Here is a 21,928-nt window from a genome sequence, read left to right on the forward strand (position 1 = left end):
CGCTCACCATTCGATGCCGCGCTGGCCCTTCTGGCCGGCGTCCATCGGATGCTTGATGTTGCCCATCTCGGTGACCAGGTCGGCGATCTCGATCAGCCTCGGGTCCGCACGTCTGCCGGTGATGACGACGTGCTGATGGCCCGGACGGTTGGCCAACGTCTCCACGACGTCGTCGACGTCCACCCATCCCCAGCCCATCGGATAGGTGAACTCGTCCAGGATGTAGAGATCATGGGTCTGCGCCGCCAGGCGTTCCTTGATCTGCGCCCAACCCTCGGCCGCGTCGCCGGCGTGATCCTCCACGCCGCCGGCCTTGCGGCTCCATGACCAGCCCGACCCCATCTTGTGCCACTGCACCGGGCCGCCCTCACCGGTCTCGGCGTGCAGTGTTCCCAGGCGCTCCAGCACGCTCTGTTCGCCGACCCGCCATTTCGCCGACTTGACGAACTGGAAGACGCCGATGTCAAAGCCCTGATTCCAGCCGCGCAGTGCCAAGCCGAAGGCGGCCGTTGACTTCCCCTTGCCGTCACCGGTGTGCACCATCAGCAGCGGCCGGTTGCGGCGCTGGCGGGTGGTCAGGTTGTCGTCGGGCACCGTCAACGGTTGTCCCTGCGGCATCAGGCGGCTCCTCTTCCGGTGGCGTCGCGTACGACGCCGGTCAGTGCCTCGGCGCTCACCTGGGGCAGGGGGACGTATTCGGCCCGCAGGCGCTCGGCCAGGGTGCGGGCCAGCCCGAGCCGCATCCGGCCACTCTCGCAATCCACCACCACCGACGAAAAGCCTTGTCGGGCAATGTTGTCGGCGGCCAGCAGGGATCGCTTAACCGGGTCGGGGCCGGAAGTGGCCCGGCCGTCTGTGAGCACCACCAGCAGTGGGCGGCAGGCCGGTTCGCGCAGGCGTTCCCGGCGTATCAGCTCGGTGGCCTCCAGCAGCCCCTCGGCCAGGGGAGTGCGGCCACCGGCGGGCAACTCGTCCAGCCGGACGGCGGCCACCTCCACCGACCCGGTGGCGGGCAACACCAACTCCGCCCGGGTATCGCGGAAGGTCACCACGGCCACCCGGTCGCGGCGCCGGTAGGCGTCCAACAGCAAAGACACGATCGCGGTCTTGACGTGGCGCATCCGCTCGGCGGCGGCCATCGAACCGGAGGTGTCGACCACGAACAGCACCAGGTTGGCCTCCCGGCCCTCGCGGACCGCTCGCCGCAGGTCGCCGGCCGCCAGAATCATCGGACCCTGGTCGCGGCCCCGGGCGCCCTGATGCGGTGCGGCGGCACGCAGCGTCTCGAACAGGTGCAGGCCACCCGTGCCGGCGCCCGCGGTGGCACCCACCCGGCGTCCGGAACGGGTGCGCGCCCTGCTGCGCCGTCCGGAGCGTCCCTGGCCCACACCGGCTACCGAGAAAAGCCTTGCCCGGTAAGGGGAGTCGGCGCCCACCGTCGAGGTAGAGCCGGGTGTCGGCTGGGGCGTGCCGGACTGATCCGAACCGGGCGGGACGTGCCCGCCCTCGGGTGGCCCCTCGGGCTGCGGACCGTCCGGATCGGGGTCGGGATCTGGATCGGGATCCGGCTCGGGGCCGCTGTCCGGCGGCAGCAACTCGTCGAGCTCGGACTCGTCCAGCCCCGGGGCATCGAAGGGCTTGCGCCTGCGCCGATGCGGCAGTGCCAGCCTGGCCGCCACCCGCAGATCCTCCAGCGTCACCGCATCACGCCCCTGCCACGCCGCATGCGCGACCGCGGTGCGGGCACAGACGATGTCGCCGCGCAGACCGTCGACGTCCAGCGCCGCGCAGATCTCACCGATCTTCACCAATACGGCGTCGGTGAGTGCCACCTGCGGCAGCAGCTGTTGGGCCTGCCGGATCCGGGACCGCACCCGCTCTTCGGCCGCCGCATAGGTCGCGGCGAAACCGGCCGGATCGGCGTCGAAGGCCAGCCGCCGGCGCACCGCTTCGGCCCGCAGCACCGGATCGCGCGGAGCACAGACCTCGACGGTCAGTCCGAAGCGATCGAGCAGTTGCGGACGCAGTTCGCCCTCTTCGGGGTTCATGGTCCCAACGATCACGAAACGTGCCGCGTGGGTCACCGAGATCGAGTCGCGCTCCACGGTCAGGCGCCCCATCGCGGCGGCATCCAGCAGCAGGTCCACCAGATGGTCTGCCAGCAGGTTGACCTCGTCGACGTAGAGAATTCCGCGGTTGGCGCGGGCCAGCAGACCGGGCTCAAATTCCACGGTGCCACCGCCGAGCGCTCGCTCCAGGTGGATGGAGCCCACCACCCGGTCCTCGGTGGCGCCGACCGGCAGCTCCACCAGGCGAACCGGGCGGGTCTGCACCGGGGTGCCGCTGGGAAACGGGCCGTCGGGCGACAGGGGATTCGGCTCAGTGGGATCCGAAGAGAACCGGTCACCGGCCACCACGTCGATCGGCGGCAGCACCTGGGCCAGCGCCCGGACCAGCGTCGACTTGGCGGTGCCCTTCTCGCCACGGATCAGCACGCCGCCGATACCGGGGGAGATCGTGCTCAGGACAAGCGCCAGCGCCATATCGTCGAGGCCGGCCGGATCGTCCGGGTCCGCACCGAGGACGGCAGGAAAGGGGTACAGCTGTTGCATTGAGGCTCCGCTCGTGTGGCCAACACCTGCGTTGGCGACGCGAAGCCGGTATTCGGACTGACCGGGGCGCATCGGAATGCGCCGCGGAACACCGTAGCGGGCCTGTGTCGGACTCACACCGACTTCCCTGGTACTTCGCGCCGATACCCTAACACCCGGGGCCTTTGGCCTCGACCGAGAGAAAGGGCACCAGACCAGTGAGTGCACCCGAAGCAGACTTGACCGGATGGATCGCCGAGCCGTTCACCAGCGGCGAGTTCACCCACGACGTATACCGCAAGGGCCAGGGCCCCGGGGTGGTGTTGATTCCAGAGATCCCCGGCGCGCACCCCGGCGTGCTGGCACTGGGAAATCACTTGGTGGACAACGGTTTCACCGTCGCCATTCCCTCACTGTTCGGCCAGCCCGGCAAGGCGATCACCCCCGGCTACGCATTGGCGACCATCGCCCGTGCCTGCGTGACGCGCGAGTTCGCCGCATTCGCCACCGACAAGCAGCGGCCGGTCACTCAGTTTCTGCGGGCGCTGGCGCGTGACCTCAACGAGAAGACCCCCGGAAAGGGAGTCGGGGTGATCGGTCAGTGCTTCACCGGCGGCTTCGCCCTGGCCGCGGCCGTCGACGATGCCGTGCTGGCTCCGGTGCTCAGCCAGCCGTCCGTGCCGATCCCGCTCACGCCGAAGCAGCGTCGCGACCCCGGCCTCTCGGAGGTGGAACTGGGCATCGTCGCCGACCGGGCCGCAGGAGAAGGCCTGTGCGCGCTGGGTCTGCGGTTCAGTGAGGACAAGATGGCACCCGGTGACCGCTTCGCGACGCTCAAGGCCCGGCTCGGGGACGCCTTCGAAGTGATCGAGATCGACTCGTCGTCGGGTAACCCGCACGGTCTGTCGCGGATGGCGCATTCGGTGCTCACCGACCAGGTCCGCGAAGTCGACGGTCACCCGGCCTACGAGGCGCGTAAGCGGGTGGTGCAGTTCCTGACCGAACGCCTGACGTAGCGGTGCCCGTCGACGAACGTATCGCCGTCGTCGGGATCGGTGCCGACGGCTGGGCCGGTCTGCCCCAGCCGGCACGCGAGATCGTGCTGGCGGCCGAGGTCGTGCTCGGCGCACCCCGCCAGTTGGACCTGCTGCCGCACGCCGACGGTCAGCGACGGCTCCGATGGCCGACTCCGCTGCACGCCGGCCTGCCTGCCCTGTTCGACGATCTGGCGGGCCAGCGGGTTGTGGCGCTGGCATCGGGTGACCCCCTGCTCAGCGGCATCGGCACCACGCTGATCGGGTTGTTCGGTGCCGAACGGGTGACGGTGGTGCCGGCGGTCTCGTCGGTGGCTCTGGCCCGTGCTCGGCTGGGCTGGCCCGCCGAAGCCGCCGCGGTGGTCAGCGTGGTCGGTCGCGACGTGCACGCGGTGCTGCGTGAGCTGGCGCCCCAGCGGCGGGTGCTGGTGCTCTCCTCCGATGAGGGCACGCCGCAACAGTTGGCCGATCTGCTGGTCGACCGTGGCTACGGGGCAAGTCGCATGACGGTCCTGGGGGATCTCGGGGGTGCGGCCGAATTCCGGCTGGACACCACCGCGGCGACGTACACCGGCCCCGTCCCGCGGCTGAACATCGTGGCACTGGATCTGGCCGGCCCGCTCACCGCCGGCTGGGTGGCGGGGCTGCCCGACGACGCCTATGACCACGACGGTCAGCTCACCAAACGCGACCAGCGGGCGGCCGCGCTGGCCCGACTCGCCCCTGCCCCTGGGCAGCTGCTGTGGGACGTCGGCGCGGGTGCCGGCTCGGTGAGCATCGAATGGATGCGGGCTCACCCGACCTGTCGTGCCGTCGCCGTCGAGGCGAATGAATCACGGGCCCAACGGGTCTCGCAGAACGCCCGTAGCCTCGGGGTGCCCGCGCTGCAGGTGGTCTGCGGCGCGGCCCCACAGGCGCTGGCGGATCTGCCCGCGCCCGACGCCGTGTTCATCGGCGGCGGGTTGAGCCGAGCTGGTGTGCTGGATGCGGTCCTGGCGGCCCTCGCGCCCGGCGGCCGCTTGGTGGCCCACGGCGTCACCCTGGAAAGCGAGACGCTGCTGCTGGCCGCCTACCGCGAGCACGGCGGCGAGCTGACCCGCATCCAGGTCGAACACGCCGCGCCGCTGGGCTCTTTCACCGGCTGGACACCCGGTCGGGCGGTCACCCAGTGGGCTTTAGCCCGGTCCTGAGCGGTCCCGCCCCGGGTCGTAGAGATGGCTTTCGCCGCCGCACGGATCCGGCAGATCCGCGACCGCCCGGCCGACCAGGATGACCGCAGCCGACCGCAGGCCCGCAGCCTCGACGGCGTCGGCGATTCCGGCGATCGTGTCGCGCAACACCAGCTCGGCGGGCTGCGAGGCGCGGTAGACCACCGCCACCGGGCAGTCCGGGCCGTACTCGGGCGCCAGTTCCGCCATCAGTTCGCGGATGCGGGTGATCGCCAGGTGCAACACCAGTGTCGCCTGGGTCGCGGCGAAGGCCCGAAGTGCTTCGCGCTGTGGCATCGCGGTGGAGGCAGCCTGAGTGCGGGTGAGCACCACCGACTGCGCCACGAGCGGCACCGTGAGCTCCCGGCCGAGGGCCGCGGCCGCCGCCGCGTAGGCCGGCACCCCGGGGGTCACCGCCCACGCCACCCCGGCGGCATCGAGGCGGCGGGTCTGCTCGAAGACCGCGCTGTACAGCGACGGATCCCCGGACACCAACCGCACCACGGCGCGCCCGGCTCGATGCGCGGCGACCAGCCGGTCGATGATGTCATCCAGATCGAGATCGGCGGTGTCGACCAGTTCGGCCTCCGGTGAACAGTGCGCCAGCACCTTCGGGTCCAGGTAGCTGCCTGGGTAGAGCACCACGTCGGCGGCGGCCAGCAGTCGGGTGGCGCGCACCGTCAGCAGATCCGCGGCGCCCGGGCCGGCGCCGACGAACTGGACCGCTACCGCACCCATCTCGGTGTCCACACCCTTCCCGACGGGGTCGCCCGGGTCGACGAGGAGCCCACCAGAACAAGGCATTTCATGTCGATGGTGTCGGTGTCCAGGTCGCCCAGGGTGGTCACGGTGAGTTCCTCGGACTCCCGTCCGACATCGCGGCCCACCACCACCACGGTCTGGGCGTCTCGATGCTCCAACAGCACCTTGCGCGCGACCGCGATCTGATCGGGCCGGGCGCGCGAGGCAGGGTTGTAGATCGCGAGCACCAGATCGGCCTCGGCGATCGCGCGCAGCCGGGACTCGATCACCGCCCATGGCTTGAGCCGGTCGGACAGGCTCAGCACCGCGAAGTCCGCCCCGATCGGGGCGCCCGCCGCCGCGGCCACCGCCTGCACCGCCGAGACCGCCGGCAGCACCCGCACCGGCACGTCCCGATAGTGCTCGGCCGTATCGGGATCGGAGGCAGCCTCGAACACCGCGGCAGCCATCCCGAACACCCCGGCGTCACCACCGGACACCACGGCCACCTTTTCGCCGCGGGCGGCCAGATCCAGTGCGAATCGGGCCCGCTCCAGCTCCACGGTGTTGCCCGAGGTGTGGCGTTGCAGCCCTTCGCGCTGCGGCACCCGGGCGACGTAGGGGCCATAGCCCACCACGTGGTCGACGGTGGCCAGCGCCGCGGATGCCTCGGCGGTCAGCCACCCCTCGGGACCCGGGCCCAGCCCGATCACCAGCAGTTCGGCGGGCTGCGCCGCCGCGGCGGCCTGAGTAGGTTGCGGCTCGGCTGAGGTGCGTGAGCGTTGCCCGTTGCGGGAATCGCCGTCGACCACGATCAACGACAGGTAGGGAATGGCGGCCTCCTGCGCTTCGTCGATGTCGGCCACCGGCATCCAGCGTTGTTGCGGATGGCTGGCGCGCTCGACGTAGTAGGCGTGCTCGAGCCGTCCGGCCGCGGCCAGGGCCCGGCGCACGGCCGGAAATGTGCGGCCCAGTTTCATGATGATGGCGCCGTCGGTGTCGGCCAGCCGCATCGCCAGCTCGTGCTCGCTCAGCGTGCCCGGCAGCACCGTCAGCACGTCGGTCTGGCGTACCAGCGGCATGCCGAGAGCGGCTGTGGCGGCGCTGAACGCCGGGACTCCGGGAATGATCTCGGTGTCGAACCGGGTCGAGAGCCGGTCATGCATGTACATGAACGAGCCGTAGAACAGTGGGTCGCCCTCGGTGAGCAACGCCACCGTGCGGCCAGCGTCCAGGTGGGCGGCCAGCCGCGCGGCGGAGGCCTCGTAGAAGTCGGCGAGCGCGCCGGCGTAGCCGCCGGGGTGGTCGGTGACACCGGTGGTGACGGGGTAGCGCAGCTCCTCTTCAAGGACGCCGGGCCGGATCAGGTCTTCGGCGATGCTGCGCGCATACGAGTTTTTGTTGACCCCGGCGTGATAGGCGACCACGTCGGCGTCCGCGATGATCCGGGCGGCCTTGAGGGTGATCAGTTCGGGGTCGCCGGGCCCCAGGCCCACCCCATAAAAACGGCCGGTCATGCGGTGCCCCTCATTCGGCGTCCGATGCCAGTGCGTTCAGCGCCGACGAGGTGATCGCCGAACCGCCGCGCCTGCCGCGGACGGTTACGAACGGGATGTCGACACCGTGGTCGCGATGCAGCGCGGCCAGCGCTGACTTGGACTCGGCGGCGCCGATGAATCCGACTGGACAGCCGACGATCACCGCCGGGCGCGGCCCGCCGTCGAGGATCATCTCCAGCAGGTGGAACAGGGCGGTGGGCGCGTTGCCGATCGCGACGACGGCGCCGGCCAGTTCGGGTCCCCACAGGGAGACGGCTGCGGCCGAGCGGGTGGTTCCCCATTCCTTCGCCAACCCGGGCACACGCTCGTCACGCAGGTGGCAGCGCACCTCATTGCCGGCCGGCAGTCGGCCGGCAGTCACCCCGACGGCCACCATGCGGGCATCGCAGAAGATGGGTGCGCCGTTGTCGAGTGCGGCGCGCCCGGCCGGTACCGCTTCCGGGTGGATCAGCAGGTCCTGGGCGACGTCGGTCTGGCCGGCGCCGTGAATCATCCGTACCGCGAGCCGCTCGGCGCCCGCGGGGATGTGCGACAGGTCGGATTCCCGGCGGATGGTCGCAAACGATTCGACGTAGATGGCGGGACCGTCGTCGATGTAGTCGTAGTGCCTGGACGGGCGCGTAGGCCTGCTCACCGATTCGCCTCCTGAGACTGGGGGATGAAGACGCCCTGCCACGGCGTGACCACAAGCTCGGCATGCTCGATCAGGGATCGTCCGAGGTCCGGCGTGAGGACACCGTCGGGCACGCGCGCATGCGTGCCGCCGGGCACGCTGCCAAACGGTAACGGATCCGACGGGGCTGGGATGCGGGTGTCGGGGGCAACTCGCGGGTACAGGGGGCGCTCGAGTTCCCGGATGTGCCAGGGCGCATCCGGCCCGTCACCGCGGGCATCCTGGAACGCAACTGCCAGCTGGGTGAGCCGGCGGGCGGCATCGTCGACCTCGATCACCGGCCCCCAGTGATCGCCTATCCGCAGCTGCGCGCAGGTGCCGCCGAGTGCAACCAGGCCGGCGTCAGCTGAGCGGTCGAGCAGGTCGCCGCGGCCGTCGTCGAGGGTGAACAGGAAACGCCCGGGTAGCCGGGCCAGGCGTGGGTCGTTGCACAGCAGCGCATCCAGCCGGGCCGCCACGGGGCGCAGGTCGGCTCGGCCGCCAACGTAGCCGCTCTGCGGCGAGACCAGGATGTTGCGAACCAGTTCATGACTGCGCGACGGCAGCAGCCCGGTCGACTCTAGGGCGGCTACCAGGTTGGGGGCGAGCCGCCCGTCTTTGCCATGCAGGCCGCGCAACTGGAGGTTGGCGCGACTGGTCAGGTAGATCGACCCGTCGGCGAACTCGGAGCTGACCTGCAACAACCGGGCTAGTGCTGGTGTCGGCAGTCGACCGCCCACCAGTCGCAGCCGCACCAGCAGGCCGTCGTCGGCCACCCAGGGCCGCAAAACGCCCGGGCACCGGTCGGTCCGGGTCCTCATGGTGGACCAGGTTAAGCCGTTGATTCTGCGTCTACCCGGCGGGTTACTCGCACTCTTGCCTGGTGCGCGCAGAGTCAGCCGATTGCGGTCAGTGCCGCCACCGCGGGGCCGAACATGGTGTTCTTGATCGCGCCCAACGTCCCCGGGTCCTTGCCGGCCAGCGGTCGCAGATACTCGGTGGCGGCCGGTGTCACCGCACCCTCGCCGGCGGTGCTGTCCACAATGCCGAAGGTCGCGGCGTCCACCCCGCCGAACCGGCGACCGGTGGTCATCGACGCCACCTGAGCCTGTGGGGTCAACTTTGCCTGGATGAGGGCGGCCATGCCCGGCGTGAACGGGATCCGGATGTCGACCTCGGGCAGGCAGAAGAAGCCGCGATCTGCGCGCATCACTCGGTAGTCGTGGGCCAGCGCCAGCATGGCGCCCGCGCCGAACGCGTGGCCGACCACCGCCGCCGCGGTGGGGATGGGAAACGTCAGCACCCGCGCCAACAGTGCGTGCACCCGGCCGACGTACTCCTGCGTGCGGTCGCCGTTGGCCATCAGCCAGTCCAGGTCCAGGCCGTTGGTGTAGAACTTGCCGCCGGCGGTGGTCACCAGGCCCTGGGCCCTGCCCGCGGCGTTGGCGGCCAGCACGTCGTCGAGCACGCGGTTGATCTCGTCGAGAAAGCCGGGGGAGAACCGGTTTTCGTCGTCTCCCAGGTCCAACACGGCGATCGTGTCGTCATAGGTCAGGTTCATGGGGCGGATCCTTTCTGATTCATGCGGGGTGGCCCGACTGCCAGCACGGCGCGAACCGCCGCATGCAGGTGGGCGCGGGCGAGCGTGCTGCCCAACCGGTTGCGGCTGAGCATGACAGCGGTGGGCAGATCGACGACGCAGGTGGTGATGGTGTCGACGGCGGCGGTGTCGCGGCGCCCCCACAGGGCGTCTGCGAGTCGGATCAGCAGACCGATCAGTTCGGTGTCGGCGCCGCGCAGCTGCGCGGCCACCTCCGGGGACACCGCGTCGTCGGGCAGGTCGTCGCGCTGGATCGCCAAGAGCAGCCGGCAGGCACCGGGATGACGCTCGGCGAAGACCACCGGGGCGTCGGCGGTGGCAACCACCGCTTCGACGGGGTCCGCGACAGCGTTCACCAGCTCAGCCTGTACCGCCAGGAAGCGGCGGGTGGCCCGCAACCAGGCGGCGGAAATCAACCCTGCCCGCGAACCGAACCCGTGGTAGAGCGCGCCGTTGGAGGCGCCGGTGGCCTCGCTGACCGCGCGAATCGTCACCGCCGCGGGACCAGACCGCGCGGTGAGCGATTCCACGGCGTCGAGCACCTGCGCGGGGTCATACACGCGCGGGCGGGGCATGGTCGACACCGTAACGGAGCGAGCGCTCTGTTACCAGGCCAGGTGCGGTCATCCCGGCGGCGGCGTGACAGGATCGAGCCATCATGAGCACTCCCGGATCCCGTCCCGTCGTATTCTCCGGCGCCCAGCCGACGTCCGACTCGCTTCACCTCGGAAACGCCCTCGGTGCGGTCGCTCAGTGGACCAGCCTGCAGGACGATCACGAGGCGTTCTTCTGCGTCGTCGACCTGCACGCCATCACCGTCACCCAGGACCCCGCGACGCTGCGCCGCCGCACCCTGGTGACGGCCGCCCAATATCTGGCGCTGGGTATCGACCCGGCCCGCAGCACCGTCTTCGTGCAGAGCCACGTGCCGGCCCATGCTGAACTGGCGTGGGTGCTGGGGTGTTTCACCGGCTTCGGGCAGGCCTCCCGGATGACGCAGTTCAAAGACAAGTCGCAGAAGCAGGGCGCCGACTCCACCACCGTGGGGCTGTTCACCTATCCGGTGCTGATGGCCGCCGACGTCCTGCTCTACGACACCGAGGTGGTACCGGTCGGGGAAGACCAGCGCCAGCACCTGGAGCTGGCGCGTGACGTCGCCCAGCGCGTCAACGCGCGGTTCCCGGAGACTTTCGTCGTCCCCGAGCCGATGATCCCCAAGGCCACCGCCAAGATCTACGACTTGCAGGACCCGACCGCCAAGATGAGCAAATCGGCAGCCACCGACGCCGGTCTGATCAGCCTGCTTGACGACCCCGCGAAAAGCGCCAAGAAGATTCGTTCGGCGGTCACCGACTCCGAGCGGGAGATCCGCTACGACCCGGAGGCCAAACCCGGAATCTCCAACCTGTTGACAATCCAGGCCGCGGTAACCGGTACCGATATCGAGTCGTTGGTGAACGGCTATGCCGGGCGCGGCTACGGTGACCTGAAGAAGGAGACCGCCGAGGCCGTCGCCGAGTTCGTCACCCCGATCAAGGCCCGGGTCGATGAGCTGCTCGCCGACCCGGCCGAGCTGGAGGCGGTGCTGACCGCCGGTGCGAGCCGGGCACGCGAGGTGGCCACCGCCACGCTGGCACGGGTGTACGACCGGGTGGGATTCCTTCCGGCACAGGCATGAGCAAAGCCGTGACCGACAAGTCCAAGCCGGGCGTCATCGACCGGCTGCGGGCCCGGTACGGCTGGTTCGACCACGCGGTGCGCGCCCAGGAACGCTACGACTCCCGCCAGGGGAATTTCTTCGCGGCCGGGATGAGCTACTACACCATCTTCGCGCTGTTCCCGCTGGCGATGGTCGGCTTCTCCGTCGGCGGCTTCCTGCTGTCGCGGCGGCCCGAGGTGCTCGACGAGATCGAGCGCCGGATCAAGCATTCCATCCCCGGCGAATTCGGCAGCGAGCTCGTCGCACTGATGGACAGCGCGATCGCCTCGCGTGCCTCCGTCGGGCTGATCGGTCTGGCGGCCGCCGCCTGGGTGGGGCTGACCTGGATGGCCAACCTGCGCGAGGCGCTCTCGGAGATGTGGGAAACACGCTCGGACCGAAAGAGTTTCGTCAAATCCAAGCTGTCGGACCTGCTCGCCATGGTGTGGGCGTTCGGCGCCATGCTGGTCACCGTCGCGTTGACCGCCATGTCCGACCCAAAGCTGATGCGAAACATGCTGCGCTGGTTAGGCGTTCCCGACTTCACCCTGCTGGGTGGGCTGCTGCGCGTCGCGTCGCTGACGATGGCGGCCGCGGTGTCGTGGCTGTTGTTCACCTGGATGATCGCCCGGCTGCCGCGGGAATCGGTGAGCTTCCGCAGCGCGATGCAGGCCGGAGCTATCGCTGCGGTGGGCTACGAACTGTTCAAGCAGGCCGGCTCGGTGTATCTGCAGTCGGTGGTCAACGGCCCGGCCGGGGCGGTGTTCGGGCCGGTCCTAGGCCTGCTGGTGTTCGCCTATGTCACCACTCGGCTCATCCTCTTTGCCACCGCATGGGCGGCGACGTCGGCGGACAATCTGCGCACCGGCTGACGCCGCCGTCGCACCTCTGCGCCGGAACCGGCACCCGGGTGAGATCAGTGGTCGACCGGGTCGACCAGGTCGGCGAACTCCGGGTGTTTGGTGATGTAGGCCTCGACGAAGGAGCAGGTCGGCACCACGCGTTTGCCGGCGGCGCGGGTATCGGCCAGGGCCGCGCCGATCAGCGTGCTGGCCAGTCCGCGCCCACCGAACGCCTTGTCGATCACGGTGTGGTGGAAGATCCGCTGATCGCCCTTCTCGACGTAATCGGCGAACCCGGCCTTCTCGCCGTCGACGCTGATCTGGTACTGCCGGTTGTCGTGGGTGACCGTCGGTTCGCTCATCTTCGCAGCCTAGCCGAGCCAGGCGCCGCGCCGCATTACTCGCCAGACCCGCCAATCCCGATCCAACACAACCAGGTCGGCATCACGTCCGGGCGCCAGGACGCCCGTCCGCTGCAGCCCGAGGATGTGCGCCGGGGTGGACGAGGTCATGCGTACCGCGCCGATCAGGGCGGCGTCGTCCGTCCCGAGAAGTCGCACCGCGGTCGCGAACAGCCGGTCCATGGTGGCGGTGCTGCCGGCGATCGTCGCGGTGTCGCGCAGCCGGGCCACCCCGTCGGCGACATCGACGTCGAGCCCGCCCAGGGTGAACGCGCCGTCCCCGACTCCGGCGGCAGCCATCGCATCGGTGACCAGCGCGACCCGGTCCGGGCCGGCGGCGGCCACCACGTGCCGGACTGTTCCCGGGTGCAAATGCACACCGTCGGCGATCAACTCCACGATCACCCGAGGATCGGACAACAGCGCGGGAATCGGTCCCGGCTCGCGGTGGTGCAGCGCCCGCATCGCGTTGAACAGGTGGGTGCCGACGCTGGCTCCGGCCTCGAGGGCCTCCTGTGTCAGCTCGTAGCTTGCGTCGGTATGCCCAACGGCCACAACGATTCCCGCATCCACCAGGCGCCGAATGGTTGCGATGGCCCCGGGCAGTTCGGGGGCCAGCGTGACCATGCGGATCGTGCCCGCGCCGGCATTCAGCAATGCGTCGAGCTCGGCGTCGGAGGGGGCACGCAGTTGACCGCTGTCGTGTGCACCGCAGTGCAGCCGGCTCAGCCAGGGCCCCTCCAGGTGGATGCCGTCGACCACACCGCGCCGGGTCGCGGCAGCCAGCGTGTGCACCTGGGCCAGCAGGGTTTCCGGCGAGGCGGTCACCAAACTGGCCAGGCCTCCGGTGGTGCCGTGCGTTGCGTGCAACGCCGCCGCGCGGTCCGGATCGTCGGCATAGGAGACGCCGGCGCCGCCGTGGGAGTGCATGTCGATGAAGCCGGGAACCAGTACACCGTCACCGAATTCGACGTCCGGCCGAACCGCCGGTGGCCCGGTCCCGCAATCGGCGATCCGCTCGCCGGTCACCGACACCCAGCCGGGCCGGTGCACTGCGCCGTCGAGCACGACGGTGCCCGCGGCGATGACGGTCATGCCGACGTCTCGCTGTCGGGAAGCAGGGCACCGGTGTCCCGAGCGTCCTCGGATGGCCAGCGTCCCTCGTTCTCCCAGAAGTGCCGGATGTCTTCCAATTGGCGGCCCTTGGTCTCGGGGGCGTAGCGGTACACGAAGCCCAAGCTCAGCACCGCCAGCACGCCGAAGACCGCGAACGTTCCGGCGCCACCGAGCGAGGTGAGCATGGTCAAGAACACCGCCGCGACCAGTGCATTGGCCACCAAGTCGGAGGTCAGCATCGCCGAGGAACCCATGGCTCGCATCCGGGCCGGCAGGCTCTCACCGGCGTACACCCAGACCAGGGAGCCGAACCCGAAGGTGTAGCCGACGGTGAACAGCAGCACTCCGCAGAACTTGACCGCCGCCAGCGCCTCGCCGAACGTCTCGCCCGCGGCGAACACCGCGACCAGCAGCAGGTTGGCCACCACCATCGCGGCGATTCCGGACAGCAGGATCGGCCGCCGGCCGACCCGGTCGATGATCGCCAGCGAGACGATCATCGCGGCCAGTGCGGCGACCTGTACCAGCGCCGGCAGCACCAGCAACGCGAAATCGCCCTCGAAGCCCATCTTCTCGAACAGTCGTGGGCTGTAGTAGACGATCGCATTGATGCCGGTGATCTGGATGAAGAAGCCCAGCGTCACCACGAACAGCGTCGCCCGCAGGTAGGGCGGCCGCAGCATCTCCCGCAGCACGCCCAGCCCGCCGGCCTGTTCCTCGGCCATGGTGCGGCCGATCTCGACCAGTTCGCGCTGTGCGTCGGCACCCGGCTCGATGCGTCGCAGGGTCCGCTCCGCCTCGTCGGTGCGGCCCTTGAGCAGATACCAGCGGGCGGTGTCGGGGATCCGTGCCAACAGCAGGGCGACGAACACCGCCGGGATCGCTCCCAGGCCCAGCATGGCCCGCCAGTTGCCGGTGCCTGCCAACAGATAAGCGCACAGATAACCGGCGATGATCCCGATCACCGTCGCCACCCCGTAGGCCACCAGCAGGGCGCCGCGGGCGTGGGCCGGCGCCGACTCGGCCACGAACACCGGAACCACTACCACCGATACCCCGATGGTGACGCCCAGCAGCAGCCGTGCCACGGTCAGCGTCGACACCGATGTCGCCGCCGTAGCCAGCGCGGCGAACACCGCGTAGCCCAGCGCTACCGAGACCATCGCGCGTTTGCGTCCGACCGCGTTGGCCAGCCACCCGCCGGCCATGGCGCCGACGATCTCGCCGATCACCGTCGCGGTTGTGATCATCTCCTGCTGGGCCTCGGTCAGCCCGAAATCCCGCTCGATGAACAACAGGGCGCCGGCGATGTTGGACAGGTCATAGCCGTAGATGACGCCGACGCTGGCGGCGGCCACTCCCACCAGCAGCGCCAAGGGCGAGGAGCGGCGAAGTTCCTCGAATCGGCCCATGTGGCTCACGGTAGGGGATGGGTGCCCGGCGGTGTCCCCACTGTGACTGTTCCGCGAGGCTCGATGTGCTTGGCCAGGCTCGCGTACCAGTACGTCAGACCGGCCGCGACGAATTCGACGGCGCACGCCGCGGTGAACACCGGATGCGGCATGCCGACGTCGGCCATGGACATCAGCCGGGACAACCCGAGCAGTGCCATAACGGCGGCCAGCAGACGTACCGCTGTGGCCGGGATCGGGAAGCGCCGAAAGGTTTCGAGGTAGCCGACTCCGAAACCGATCAGCAGGGCACCGGCCGCGCGGGTCTCACTGTCCACGGTCGGGTTGACGGCCTGGCCGCCGGGTATGGAGTCCAGCGAGAAGGCCATCCGGCTGATCCCGATCCCGATCAACAACAAGCCGGTGAGCCAGCCGAAGACCCGTAGGGATCGGATCACCATGCCGAGCCCCTGCCGGGGCGGCGATTCACCGCCTTGGCACCCATGATCAGCGCGAACACCACAATCGTCCCGAAGATGCCCACCCCGACGCGCACCGGCACCGTGTTGTCGGAGGGCGGCAGCAGCATGGCCTGCGGGTTCGGGACGTTGTCCGGCTCGCGGGTCGCAACCAGTGACGGGTCGGGCTCGATCAATGTCCCCACTCGAGTTCCTGGGGGAACGGAGAAGCCGTAGTCGAGTAGCTGGGCGGCCTGTTGCCAGGGCGGGATCGGCTGCCGGGTGCCGCGCAACAGCACCGCCACCAACCGGCGGCCGTCCCGGGCTGCGGCGCCGACGAAGGTCTGTCCGGCGTCATCGGTGTAGCCGGTCTTGCCGCCCAACGCGCCCGGGTAGTTGTAGAGCAGCTGGTTGTCGTTCTCCAGCTCGTAGCCGGGCGTATCGCCGTAGCCCGGGAAGTCGAAGGTGCGGGTCGCGACGATGTTGGCGAAGGCCGGGTTGTTCCAGGCGTAGCGGTAGAACAGTCCGATGTCATAGGCCGAGGTGCTCATGCCCGGACCGTCCAGCCCGGACGGGGTGGCGGCGCGAGTGTCGCGACCGCCGAGCCGGGCGGCCAGGGTGTTGATCTTGTGCAGTGCGACGTCCCAGCCGCCGAGTTGCATGGCCAGGGCGTGCGCCGCGTCGTTGCCGGATCCCATCAACAGGCCGTGCAGCAACTGGTCGACGGTGAAGCGGCCGCCGGGGCCGACGCCCACCCGGGTGCCTTCGGCGTTGGCGTCGTCCTGGGTGCCGATCACCACCATGTTCGGGTCCAGCTCGTTGAGCGACGCCATGGCGGTCAGCACCTTGATCACGCTGGCGGGCCGGTGCCGGCCGTGGGGATCCCGGGCGGCGATCACCGCCCCGGTGTCCAGGTCTGCCACCAGCCACGATTCCGCGGAGACCTCGGTGGGCACCGGCGGTGTGCCGGGTGCCGTCACGATCCCGCAGCTACCCAGGGCCTCGCCGCCGACCGGAGTGGCCGGCACGGGCAGCGGCAGCGGGGGGTCGCCGGCTTCGGGCACCTCGGAGGAGTCCACCGCCGGGGGCGTGTTGACCTGATACGGGCAACTGGCGGTGCCGGCATTCAGGCCGGGGGTGGGATCCGCAGTCGCCAGGGGTGCGGCGGTGGCGAGGAAACCCGCCGCCACCAGGGCTGACACCGAGCGCAGAGAAGTCATCGTGTGTGCAGGGTAGGGCAGGGGCGGGGCAAAACCGGGGAGGCACGCTGTGGCTGGTGGGACGGAAGTTACAGCGGGAGGCTACAGCCGGAAATACGCCAGGCCCGGTCCGGCGATCCGGCCCATCCACAACCGGCCGTCGGCCTCCACCACGCCGGTGGCCAGGCCGAAGTCGGGGTGTTCGGTGCGGTACTGGGCCAGCACCCGCCCATCGTCGGCGTCGAAGCCGACCACCCACACCACCGGGGTCGGGTCGGGCAACCAGCGATACGGCAGCAGTCGCCACATCATGCGGCGCAGTATCGGCGCGCGCGGACTCAGCCAGTCCGACAACGCGTTGCGGTCCGAGACCATGGCGACCCAGATCCGTCCGTCGGCCCCGGTGGAGATGTTGTCGGGATGGCCGGGAAGTTCCTCGACCAGCGCGGTGATCGAGCCGTGGCGGGAACCGGTCAACCAATACTTGGACAGTCGCCGGCCGGTGCTCTCGGCGAACACCACGGCCGATTCGTCGGCGGTCAGCGTCACCCCGTTGGCGAAGTGCAGTCCCGTCGCCAGCACGCTCACCGTGCCGTCGGGACTGCGTTGCATCAGCGACCCGCTGCCGCGGGCCTCGATCACCGAGCCCTTGTAGTGCTCGTAGTGGAAACGGCTGGTGGATTCGGTGAAATAGATTGTGCCATCGGAAGATTCAACCGCATTGGAGCAGAACGTCAGGGGCCGCCCGTTGACCTCGCCGACCAGGGTCTCCAGCTGCTCGGTCTGCGGGTCATAGCGCAGCAGGCCGCGGTGGCTGTCACAGATCAGCAGCCGGTGATCGCGGGTGAAGGCCAGGCCCAGCGGACGCCCGCCGGTGTTGGTCACCACCCGGGCCGCGCCGCCGGCCGGGTCGACGGCGATGATGCGGCCGTCTTCGACCCCGGTCCAGATGCTTCCGTCGGCCGCGGCCACCACGTCCTCCGGCGCGGTACCGGGAATCTCGACCAGCCGCAGCTCCGGCGTGGCATCCGGCGGAGGCAGTGGCCTTGATCCCGGGGGCTGCCAGCGGACGGGGTCGATACGCGGCTTGGGCACTGCGCAATTGTGTCGCGGCGCCGCCGGGACCGCCGGGCAACCGCTACTTTCCGAAGACCACCGGCACCCTCAGCGGTCCCCGAACGGCCGGGTGCGGCGCGGCCACACCTCAGGAAGCGTCATGATCGTCCAGACCGGACGGCAGGCCGCGGCCGGTGACCCACGCGCGGTGCTGCTTTCCCAGTGCCGTGGTCGGCTCGGCTGCCCCGTCCATGTCATCGATGGTCGATCGCACGTCGAAGGTGGAACCCAGGGCGGCGAAGACTGCATTCATCGAGAGGGTGAGGCGGGAGAAGAGCACCAGGTCCGGGGGCAGCGTGACGCGGCGCGTCGGTTGATCGGCGGAGACGATGTCGACGAGCGAGCGGAGCGTCCGGCTGACAGTCTCCGGGGAATAGGTCACCGGCTGAGGTTGCAGCAGCTCGTGGACAATCGCCGTCCACCATCGATATGCCTCGTCGCCGCTGAGTGTGGAATCGGTGGACGAGAAGCCGAGTGCGGGCATCCAATCGAGCAGCGCCGCCCGGTCGTCGTCCAACGCCGCTCGCAGCGTCCCGGTCAGGCCCCTGCGTACCGGCTCCGACAGCACCTTGACGCAGCCGAAGTCGACGAAGCCCACTGTGCCGTCCGGCCCGAACCGGTAGTTGCCGGGGTGTGGGTCGGCGTGAAAGAGATTCGCGTGCCGATAGGAGCCGGTCACCATGCGGCAGATCACCTCGGCCCAGGTGTTCTTCAGATCCTGATCCGCCTGCCGTGCCGTGGCCCAGTCCAATCCATCGAGGTAGGTCATGGTCAGGACGCGGTCGCTGGACACCTCGGGTATCAGCTCGGGAACCCGGATGAACGGATGATCGCGATACAAGGTGGCGAACGTGGTGATGTTGGCGGCCTCGTGGCGGTAGTCGATCTCCTCGGTGATCCGCTCGGCGACCTCCCGTGCGTTCTGCCGCAGGTCGGGTGCCGGCCCGCTGGCGGCCGAGGCGAAACGGATCACCGTCGTCAACAACTCGGTGTTGGCCAAATCGGCGCGGATCGCTTCGGCCACGCCGGGGTATTGCACCTTGACTGCGACCTGGCGGCCGTCGGGTAGTACCGCCCGGTGGACCTGCCCGATGGAGGCCGCGGCCATGGGTTCATCGGTGAACTCGGTGAACACCTCGTCGACCGATCGTCCCAGTTCGGTCCGGAACACCTCCCGGGCCAATTCGGGCGCCATCGGCGGGGCGTCGGCCTGCAGCTTGGTGAGCGCCTTCTGGTACGGCGACAGCTCGCCACCGCCGACCGCGCCGGCGTCGAACAGCGAGAACATCTGCCCGACTTTCATCAGCACGCCCTTGGAGTGTCCGAGCAGTTCGGCATATCGCTCGGCGGTGCGCTCGTGGAATTTCTCGACGGCGCCGGTGTCGCCGACCTTCTCCCGAAGTGTCGCCACCATGCGGCCTCCGGCGGCGCGTGCGGTGAAGCCGGCCAGCGGCATCGTCCGACGCATACGGCCCTGTGGTACCGGATCTGCCACCGTCACTCCCGGCTGACCGCTGCTAAAGTGAACACTTTGCAAGACTAAGTGGCCACTTGGGGGCGGTCAATGGCGGCAACAATGACACGTGACCGGCTGGTCACCGCGGCGATGAGGCTGTTCAGCGAGCAGGGGTACCGCGCCACCAGCGTCGCCCAGATCGAGGCGGCGGCCGGGCTTGCGCCGGGCTCCGGCGCGCTGTACCACCACTTCAAATCGAAGGAATCTCTGCTGGCCGCCGGGATCGACCGGCAGTTGGACCGCCGCGAGGCGATGCGCGACGTGCGGAGGCTGTTTGCCGGGCTGGGAGACCTCGACACCGAGTTGACCCTGTTGGGCAGGTACCTGTTCGCTGTGCTCGACGAGGAGACGCAGCTGCTGCAGATCGCTGCCCGCACGCCGGCCGATCAGTCGGCTCGGGTGGCGGCGGCCTACGCCGCACTCGTCGACGGCCTCTGCGCCGAGCTGGCCGACTGGATCGCCGGGTGGGCGCCGCACCTGGACGCCGCCGACGCCCATCGGATCGCCGTGGTCGCGGTCAATGCGCTGCTGGGCAACCGGGCCGGGCGGATGCTCTATCGCGGCGTGGGGGAGCCGGGCGTGGGGGAGCAGCTGGACGACGAGGAGTACCTCGCCGAATGGACGACGCTTCTGGGGGCACGCATCCGCGCCTAGGCTGGTGGCGATGACCGCTTCGGTGGAGGACTTCGAGGCGCTGCGGCCTCACCTGCTGGCGGTGGCCTACCGGCTCACCGGCATGTTCGCCGACGCCGAGGACATCGTGCAGGACGCCTGGCTTCGATTCGACGCCGCCGAGCGCGACCACATCGTCGACCCGCGGGCGTGGTTGACCACGGTCGTGAGTCGGCTCGGCCTGGACCGGCTGCGTTCGGCGGCGCGGCGCCGCGAGTCCTATGTCGGCGAGTGGCTGCCCGAGCCGGTGGTGACCGGCGTCGACGACACCGATCCGTTGTCGACGGTGGTGGCCGGTGAAGACGCCCGGTTCGCCGCGATGGTGGTGCTGGAGCGGCTGACTCCCGACCAACGCGTGGCGTTTGTGCTGCACGACGGGTTCGCGATGCCGTTCGGCGAGGTGGCCGGGGTGCTGAACACCACCGAGGCCGCGGCCCGCCAACTGGCATCGCGTGCCCGCAAGGCCGTCGCGGCTGATCCGGCGCCGCAGCCTGATCCGCGCCACGATGAGGCGGTCGGGGCACTGATGGCTGCGATGGCGGCCGGCGACCTGGCGGCCGTGGTGGCGCTGCTGCACCCCGACGTGACGTTCACCGGCGACGCGAATCGCCGGGCGCCGACCGCGCCGCGGGTCATTCGCGGTCCGGAAAAGGTGGCCCGATTCCTGTTCGGCCTGGCACGCCGCTACGGCCCCACCCTGCTTACGGCGAATCAACTGGCGCTGGTCAATGGCGAGCTCGGCGCCTACACCCCGGGTGCGCCCGGCGCCGACGGCTTCCCCGAACTGCTGCCGCGCGTCACCGCGATGACGGTGCGCGACGGACGAGTGGTGGCGATCTGGGATATCGCCAACCCGGACAAGTTCACCGGGTCGCCGCTGCGGCCCAGAGCGCAGGAGGACGAGCGTGGCCAATGACATCTCGACGAAGTTGGGCGCGTTGATGTTTCGCGCGATGGACAAGATGCGCCACCGCGACGCCTTCGGCATCGGCGAGGCCACCGGCACGGACTTCACCGGCTTCGACAAGTCGAGGCAGATCCTGCTGGTCACGTTCAAACGCTCGGGCGAAGCGATGCCGAGTCCGATCAACCACGGTGTCGATGACGGGAAGCTCTACGTTCGCTCCGACGCATCCACCGGCAAGGTCAAACGCATTCGCAACAACCCCAACGTCGTCGTGGTGCCGTGCAGTCTGCGCGGGAAGCCTCAGGGGCAACCGGTGGCCGGAATTGCGCGGATTCTGCCCGAGTCCGATCAGGCACTCGCCGAGCGGGTGATCGCCGCCAACTGGAGTCCGGCGATGCGGATCTTCGAGCGCGGTCTGGACAAGGGCAGTGCGGTAGCCGGCATCCCGATCGCCTACATCGAGATCACCCCGGCGAGCCGGCCTCGTTGAGCCAGGGCACCCGGCAGGCGTCCCCGGAGTTGAAGCCCTGCTCGGTGATTCCCAGCGCCGAGTACATCCGGGCTCGCATGTTCTCCACACCGATCTGATAGGTCAGCTCGATTACCCCGGCGTCACCGAAGCGGTGCCGCAGATCGTCGACCTGTTCGTCGGTGACCGAATGCGGATCGGTGGTCACCGCGTCGGCGTAGGCGATCGCGGCCCGCTCGTCGTCGCTGTACAGCGGGGAGGTCGCGTAGTCGTCGATCTGCTTGAGCCGGTCGGTGTCGATGCCCTCCAGGCGCTGCAGCATGGCGCCGAAGTCCACACACCACGAGCAACCGACGGTGCGTGCGGTCCAGAACACCGCGAGATCCCGCGGGCCGGCGGGCAGCTTGCGCGACGCGGACTGCAGCAGGCCCTCGTGCACCGCATTGGCAACAAGTAGCCGCGGATGATGCGCGGCGACGGCGAACGGTTCCGGCACTTCGCCGAAGCGCCGCTTGGCGTAGCGGTACATCGCGCGTACCAGCATGTTGGTCTTTTTCGGTGGCAATGGGTCGATGCGAGGTTTTGTAGTCATACCCCTTAGACGAGACAGCCCGGTCCTTTGTGACCGGCCCTCCTCCCGCGAGCCCCTTCCTCCCGCGAGCCCCTTCTCGCGCGAACGTGCATTGCTCCTATGTCAAGCGGCGGTGTGGAGGTCGTTGGTTGGTGGGGTGGTTCGGGCTGCTTCGTCGGTGTGGAG

The 21,928-nt window shown here is 69.6% G+C and carries 22 protein-coding genes, 1 pseudogene and 1 riboswitch; of the genes and pseudogenes, 7 read left to right on the forward strand and 16 right to left on the reverse strand.

The annotated features are described in order from the left end of the window. Positions 1-3: 3 nt before the first annotated feature. Complete coding sequence (gene cobO, locus AWC18_RS00080; RefSeq protein ID WP_046189901.1) at positions 4-618, reverse strand: cob(I)yrinic acid a,c-diamide adenosyltransferase; 615 nt, start codon at positions 616-618, stop codon at positions 4-6. Then, positions 618-2,612, reverse strand: a complete 1,995-nt coding sequence (locus AWC18_RS00085; protein WP_076049153.1) for a VWA domain-containing protein — start codon at positions 2,610-2,612, stop codon at positions 618-620. Before AWC18_RS00085 ends, cobO begins: the two co-directional genes overlap by 1 nt. Before the next feature lie 26 nt (positions 2,613-2,638). Further along, a riboswitch (cobalamin riboswitch) is annotated at positions 2,639-2,765 on the reverse strand. Positions 2,766-2,809: 44 nt separating this feature from the next. On the opposite strand from AWC18_RS00085, the gene AWC18_RS00090 reads away from it, so the two are divergent. Continuing rightward, positions 2,810-3,607 carry a dienelactone hydrolase family protein gene (locus tag AWC18_RS00090; RefSeq protein ID WP_076049152.1) on the forward strand — a complete coding sequence of 266 codons (798 nt, stop codon included), beginning with the start codon at positions 2,810-2,812 and terminating at the stop codon, positions 3,605-3,607. 2 nt (positions 3,608-3,609) lie between these two features. Then, positions 3,610-4,815 (forward strand): precorrin-6y C5,15-methyltransferase (decarboxylating) subunit CbiE, encoded by a 1,206-nt coding sequence (cbiE, locus tag AWC18_RS00095; RefSeq protein WP_076049151.1) that lies wholly within the window; start codon positions 3,610-3,612, stop codon positions 4,813-4,815. Here cbiE and cobM read toward each other — a convergent pair. The 6 genes from cobM to AWC18_RS00125 all read right to left on the reverse strand — a co-directional run bounded on the left by cobM (position 4,801) and on the right by AWC18_RS00125 (position 9,960). After that, entirely contained in the window at positions 4,801-5,571 is a 771-nt protein-coding gene (cobM, locus tag AWC18_RS00100; RefSeq protein ID WP_085136920.1) for a precorrin-4 C(11)-methyltransferase, read from the reverse strand. The two genes, cbiE and cobM, sit on opposite strands and share 15 nt — an antisense overlap. Then, positions 5,559-7,091, reverse strand: a complete 1,533-nt coding sequence (locus tag AWC18_RS00105; protein ID WP_076049150.1) for a precorrin-2 C(20)-methyltransferase — start codon at positions 7,089-7,091, stop codon at positions 5,559-5,561. The genes cobM and AWC18_RS00105 overlap by 13 nt, the downstream gene beginning before the upstream one ends. Positions 7,092-7,101: 10 nt before the next feature. Continuing rightward, on the reverse strand, positions 7,102-7,767 hold the full coding sequence (locus AWC18_RS00110; RefSeq protein ID WP_076049149.1) for a precorrin-8X methylmutase: 666 nt from the start codon (positions 7,765-7,767) through the stop codon (positions 7,102-7,104). Further along, positions 7,764-8,606: a ferredoxin-like domain-containing protein gene (locus AWC18_RS00115; RefSeq protein ID WP_076049148.1), complete on the reverse strand. Its 843-nt coding sequence runs from the start codon at positions 8,604-8,606 to the stop codon at positions 7,764-7,766. The genes AWC18_RS00110 and AWC18_RS00115 overlap by 4 nt, the downstream gene beginning before the upstream one ends. Before the next feature lie 74 nt (positions 8,607-8,680). Then, a complete protein-coding gene (locus AWC18_RS00120; RefSeq protein ID WP_076049147.1) occupies positions 8,681-9,346 on the reverse strand; it encodes an enoyl-CoA hydratase-related protein in 666 nt (221 codons plus the stop codon). Next, positions 9,343-9,960 (reverse strand): TetR/AcrR family transcriptional regulator, encoded by a 618-nt coding sequence (locus AWC18_RS00125; protein ID WP_076049146.1) that lies wholly within the window; start codon positions 9,958-9,960, stop codon positions 9,343-9,345. The genes AWC18_RS00120 and AWC18_RS00125 overlap by 4 nt, the downstream gene beginning before the upstream one ends. Before the next feature lie 83 nt (positions 9,961-10,043). On the opposite strand from AWC18_RS00125, the gene trpS reads away from it, so the two are divergent. Then, positions 10,044-11,063, forward strand: a complete 1,020-nt coding sequence (trpS, locus tag AWC18_RS00130) for a tryptophan--tRNA ligase (protein WP_076049145.1) — start codon at positions 10,044-10,046, stop codon at positions 11,061-11,063. Next, positions 11,060-11,956, forward strand: a complete 897-nt coding sequence (yhjD, locus tag AWC18_RS00135) for an inner membrane protein YhjD (protein ID WP_234806383.1) — start codon at positions 11,060-11,062, stop codon at positions 11,954-11,956. Before trpS ends, yhjD begins: the two co-directional genes overlap by 4 nt. A gap of 44 nt (positions 11,957-12,000) precedes the next feature. Here the strand turns inward: yhjD and AWC18_RS00140 are convergent, their stop codons facing one another. The 7 genes from AWC18_RS00140 to AWC18_RS00170 all read right to left on the reverse strand — a co-directional run bounded on the left by AWC18_RS00140 (position 12,001) and on the right by AWC18_RS00170 (position 19,075). After that, entirely contained in the window at positions 12,001-12,288 is a 288-nt protein-coding gene (locus AWC18_RS00140; protein ID WP_085136902.1) for a GNAT family N-acetyltransferase, read from the reverse strand. A 9-nt stretch (positions 12,289-12,297) separates the two neighbouring features. Next, positions 12,298-13,422 carry an N-acetylglucosamine-6-phosphate deacetylase gene (nagA, locus tag AWC18_RS00145; protein WP_085136904.1) on the reverse strand — a complete coding sequence of 375 codons (1,125 nt, stop codon included), beginning with the start codon at positions 13,420-13,422 and terminating at the stop codon, positions 12,298-12,300. Further along, entirely contained in the window at positions 13,419-14,855 is a 1,437-nt protein-coding gene (locus AWC18_RS00150) for a sugar porter family MFS transporter (protein WP_085136906.1), read from the reverse strand. The genes nagA and AWC18_RS00150 overlap by 4 nt, the downstream gene beginning before the upstream one ends. Positions 14,856-14,860: 5 nt before the next feature. Further along, a complete protein-coding gene (locus tag AWC18_RS00155) occupies positions 14,861-15,295 on the reverse strand; it encodes a DUF4345 domain-containing protein (protein WP_085136907.1) in 435 nt (144 codons plus the stop codon). Beyond that, complete coding sequence (locus tag AWC18_RS00160; protein WP_085136909.1) at positions 15,289-16,512, reverse strand: D-alanyl-D-alanine carboxypeptidase family protein; 1,224 nt, start codon at positions 16,510-16,512, stop codon at positions 15,289-15,291. The genes AWC18_RS00155 and AWC18_RS00160 overlap by 7 nt, the downstream gene beginning before the upstream one ends. Before the next feature lie 81 nt (positions 16,513-16,593). Continuing rightward, the gene (locus AWC18_RS00165) at positions 16,594-17,586 is read right to left on the reverse strand and encodes an SMP-30/gluconolactonase/LRE family protein (RefSeq protein ID WP_085136911.1); all 993 of its coding nucleotides are present in this window, start codon (positions 17,584-17,586) and stop codon (positions 16,594-16,596) included. Between the two features lie 109 nt (positions 17,587-17,695). Further along, a complete protein-coding gene (locus tag AWC18_RS00170) occupies positions 17,696-19,075 on the reverse strand; it encodes an ABC1 kinase family protein (protein WP_109559951.1) in 1,380 nt (459 codons plus the stop codon). A 96-nt stretch (positions 19,076-19,171) separates the two neighbouring features. Here AWC18_RS00170 and AWC18_RS00175 point away from each other — a divergent pair, with 96 nt between their 5' ends. From AWC18_RS00175 to AWC18_RS00185, 3 genes are read left to right on the forward strand one after another with little or no spacing between them, the layout of a single operon-like run. Next, positions 19,172-19,777, forward strand: a complete 606-nt coding sequence (locus AWC18_RS00175) for a TetR/AcrR family transcriptional regulator (RefSeq protein WP_085136913.1) — start codon at positions 19,172-19,174, stop codon at positions 19,775-19,777. 10 nt (positions 19,778-19,787) lie between these two features. Further along, complete coding sequence (gene sigJ, locus AWC18_RS00180; protein WP_085136927.1) at positions 19,788-20,711, forward strand: sigma-70 family RNA polymerase sigma factor; 924 nt, start codon at positions 19,788-19,790, stop codon at positions 20,709-20,711. A gap of 25 nt (positions 20,712-20,736) precedes the next feature. After that, a complete protein-coding gene (locus AWC18_RS00185) occupies positions 20,737-21,192 on the forward strand; it encodes a PPOX class F420-dependent oxidoreductase (RefSeq protein WP_085136929.1) in 456 nt (151 codons plus the stop codon). Here AWC18_RS00185 and AWC18_RS00190 read toward each other — a convergent pair. Next, a pseudogene (locus tag AWC18_RS00190) lies at positions 21,167-21,775 on the reverse strand (carboxymuconolactone decarboxylase family protein); the annotation flags it as partial. The gene AWC18_RS00185 and the pseudogene AWC18_RS00190 sit on opposite strands and share 26 nt — an antisense overlap. Positions 21,776-21,928: the final 153 nt, after the last annotated feature.

The sequence above is a fragment of the Mycolicibacter nonchromogenicus genome, from assembly GCF_002101775.1.
Classification (GTDB): Bacteria; Actinomycetota; Actinomycetes; order Mycobacteriales; family Mycobacteriaceae; genus Mycobacterium; species Mycobacterium nonchromogenicum.